3 protein-coding genes are annotated in these 3,495 nt (G+C 78.3%); all 3 read right to left on the reverse strand.

Annotated elements, in window-relative coordinates; all coding sequences use genetic code 11:
• On the reverse strand, positions 1–1,811 hold a 1,811-nt coding region (locus tag ABD296_RS48980), incomplete at its 3' end, for a hypothetical protein (RefSeq protein ID WP_344285278.1).
• Positions 1,808–3,040 (reverse strand): VWA domain-containing protein, encoded by a 1,233-nt coding sequence (locus ABD296_RS48985; protein ID WP_344285281.1) that lies wholly within the window; start codon positions 3,038–3,040, stop codon positions 1,808–1,810. The genes ABD296_RS48985 and ABD296_RS48980, both read right to left, overlap by 4 nt.
• Positions 3,037–3,495: DUF5682 family protein (locus tag ABD296_RS48990; protein WP_344285284.1), on the reverse strand; the 459-nt coding region annotated here is incomplete at its 5' end. The genes ABD296_RS48990 and ABD296_RS48985, both read right to left, overlap by 4 nt.

A 3,495-nucleotide genomic window follows, 5' to 3' on the forward strand; every position in this document is an offset into this window, starting at 1 on the left:
GCGATGCGGTCGCGCAGGCCGGGCGTGGCGTGCAGCAGGCCGCGGTGCGCGGCCTCGGCGCAGACGTCGAGCGCGGCCCGCCCGATCTCGCCGAGCGGGTCGGCGGCGGCGGCGGACGGGCCGTCGAGCGCGGCGGCGCCGTCGCCGGGCGCCAGGTCCGGGACGACGGTGCCCGATGCGGTCAGCACCGCGAACGGGTCGATGACGAGCCCGCCCCGGTCCCGGTGGACGGCGCCGGTCACCATGCGGGGCGCGTCGGCGAGCGCCGCCGCGAGGGCGTCGAGCGCGGCGGGCCGGCAGGGACCGTGCTCGGCGGACACGACGGCCGTCGCGCCGGCCGCGTCCGCGATCACCGCCTCCAGCCGCTGCGCGCCCGGGTGGTAGCCGACGTCCCGCACCTCGGCGATCTCGACGGCGCGCACCAGCTCCGCCTCCACGCGCGGGCGGACCAGGCGGGGCGGCAGCGCGTCCAGCGCCTGCTCCTCGGCCTTCAGGCCGCGGACGAGCAGCCCGGCGGGCAGCCCCTCCCAGGCGTCGCCGAGCGGCGTCACGGTGGTCTTGGCGATCCGTCCGGCGGCGACGCGGACGACCCGTCCGGCGCTGCGGGCGGCGCTCTCCGACACGACGTTCGCGGCGGCGAGGGCGCGCAGCGGGGAGCCGAGGACGCGGCGCCCGGCGAGGTCGGCGCCGGTGAGCACGTCGCCGTCCGGGACGTTCCAGCGGCGCTTGAGCACCAGGACGACGCCGGTGCCGGCGTGCGCGAGGAAGACGTCGGCGGTGCGGACGCGGTCGGTGCCGCCGACGCGGCAGCCGAGCGCGGTGAGCCGGACCCGGCGCAGCGGCGTCTCGGCGGACTCGTCGGTGCCGAGCACCTGCGAGCGCGGGCCGCCGCCGGCGGCGGACGCGCGGTGCCGGGCGTGCACCTCGGCGATCAGCGCGGCGAACCGCGCGGGGTCGTGGGCGGCGTCGCGCTCGTGATAGGCGGCGAGCTGCCCGGCGAGGTCGTCGAACGCCCCGGCGGGCCAGTGCAGGTTCCGCGCGGCCAGCTCGGTGGCGGCGCGGCGCAGCGCGGTGGCGAGGACGGGCCCGGCGTGCACGGCGCCTTCCAGGAGGACCTGGTCCACCAGGCCGGCCGCCGCGTCGAGCCCGCCGCCCCCGTGCCCGCTCTTCGCGTCGCCTCCGACGTCGAGCCGGACGTCCTCGCCGCTCAGGCCGCGCTCGTCGGCGGCGCGGAACGCCCAGGCGGCCAGCACGGTCATCTCGCCGCGTACGGACGCGACGGCGTCGGTGTGCACGTAGCCGAGTTCGCCGGGCACGAGGAACCGGACCGTGCAGGTCTGCAATTCGACCCGCGCGACGGGGTCGGCGGCGGTCGGCCGGTGGATCGTGGCCGCGTACCCGGCGCGGTGGGTGCGGCGGGCGGCGGTGATGGCGCGGCGGCCGAGGACGGCGGCGAGCGCGTCGTCGTCCAGTGACCCGGGCGACCAGCCGGCCGCCTCGGCGGGGCCTTCTTCCGGGTCGGCGGGGTCTTCGGCGGCGGCGTCGCGCTGGTAGGCCAGGACGAGGCAGATCTGGTGGCGGCACGTCCCGGTCGCCGCGCAGGTGCAGGTCGCGGCCTCCAGGCCCGCGCCCGCCGGCAGCGCCGCCGCGGTGCCGTCGGCGTACCGGCCCTCGACACCGCCGTCCGGCGCGACGGTCATCTCCGGTCCGTTGCCCGCGTCCAGGTCCTTCGCGGCGCGCTTGACCAGCCCCCGGTTGGCGAGGGCGGCGAGCGCGTCCGGCGTCAGCGCGAGCAGGTCGGCGCGCGTCACGATCCGATCCTCTCCGCGACGAACTCGGCGAGCCGGCCGGGGGTCATCGCGCCGACGTGCGCGCCGACGGCGGCGAGGCGGCGCCCCATGTCGCGGTCGTAGGTGGGGTTGGCCTCCTCGTCCAGCGCGGCGAGGCCGAGCACGCAGGTGCCCTGCTCGGCCAGCCGCCGCACCTCCCGGACGAGCCGCCCGGCGTCCCCGCCCTCGTAGAAGTCGCTGATGACGGCGACGATCGCGCGGCGCGGGTTGTCGACCAGCCCGGCGCCGTAGGCGACCGCGCGGGCGATGTCGGTGCCGCCGCCGAGCTGCACCTTCATCAGCAGCTCCGCCGGGTCGGTGACGTCGGACGTCAGGTCCACGACGGAGGTGTCGAACGCGACGAGGTGCGTCCTCAGGCCCGGCAGCCCCCACAGGCAGGCGGCGGTGACCGCCGAGTGGATCACCGAGTCGAGCATCGAGCCGGACTGGTCGACCAGCAGGATCATCTGCCACTGCTCGACGTGCCGGCGGGTCCGCGACAGGAACCGCGGGCTCTCGATGTAGAGGCGGCGCTCGTCGGGCCGGTAGTGCGCGAGGTTGGCGCGGACCGTCCCGTGGAAGTCGAAGTTGCGGGAGTTGCGGATCCGGCTCGGGCGCCGCGACCGGGTCCCGTGGAACGCCTGCCTGACCTCGGTGGCGAGCTTGTCCATCAGCTCCCGCACCACGGCGTCGACGATCCGCCGCGCGAGCGCGAGCACCTCCGGGTTCATCAGGTGCTTGGTGCGCAGGACGGCGCGCAGCAGCGACCGGTCGGGCTCGATCCGCTCCAGCACGGCCGGGTCGGTGACGATGTCGTGGATCTCGTAGCGTTCGACGGCGTCGCGTTCGAGCCGCTCGATGGTCTCCTTGGGGAACAGCCGGTGCACGTCGTCGAGCCAGTCGACGGTGGTGAGCGCGGACGGCCCGCTGCCACCGGTGCGGTCGTCGGAGCGCCCGCCGGCGGAGTCGCCGCCGGACCCGTCGCCGGTGCCGGGGGCGCGGGCCCGGACGCCGCGCCGCGCCAGTTCGGGATCGCGGCCGTAGAGCCAGCCGAGGGCGCGGTCGGGCTCCGCGGGGGCGGCGCCGGGCGGGGGGGGGGGGGGGGGGGGGGGGGGGGGGGGCGCCCCGCCGGCCGGCCCGGTGGCGGCCTCGGCGGGGGCGCCGAGGATGAGCCGCCAGCGCTCCAGGTCCGCGGCGGGGTCGGGGGTCATGGTCGTCCTCCGGTGAGTCCGGCGGTGAGTCCGGCTGTTTCCAGGGCGCGGTCGACGCGCTCCTCCAGGGCGCGCGCCTCGGCGACGGCGAGCGGGTCCCCGGACGGGCGCAGCAGCGCGCGGCCGGAGCCGTGCACGCCCCGGCGCGCGAGCAGCTGCCCGGCGATGGCCTCGCGCTCGCGCGGCGGGAAGTACTCGAACGCCTGCCGCAGCGCGGGCAGCGCGATGAGGAAGTCCTCGTCGGTGAGCGCGCCGACCAGCTCGTCCAGGACGGCGAGGACGGACCCGCCGTGGTCGAGGACCTCCTGCCTGGCCAGCGCGAACAGGCCGGCGAGCCAGTCGCCGAACACCTGCGGCCCGGCGGCGCCGCGCACCGCGCGGGCGGGGTCGGCGGTGTCGTAGGCCGCGCGGCCGGGGCCGAGCGCGGCGCCGCGCAGGTCGGGCGGCGCGGCCGG

It is taken from the genome of Actinomadura napierensis (assembly GCF_039529375.1).
Lineage (GTDB): Bacteria > Actinomycetota > Actinomycetes > Streptosporangiales > Streptosporangiaceae > Spirillospora > Spirillospora napierensis.

Coding starts and splice junctions, on each gene's coding strand:
- ABD296_RS48985 (WP_344285281.1), bottom strand. CDS start 3,040: ATGACCCCCGACCCCGCCGCGGACCTGGAGCGCTGGCGGCTCATCCTC.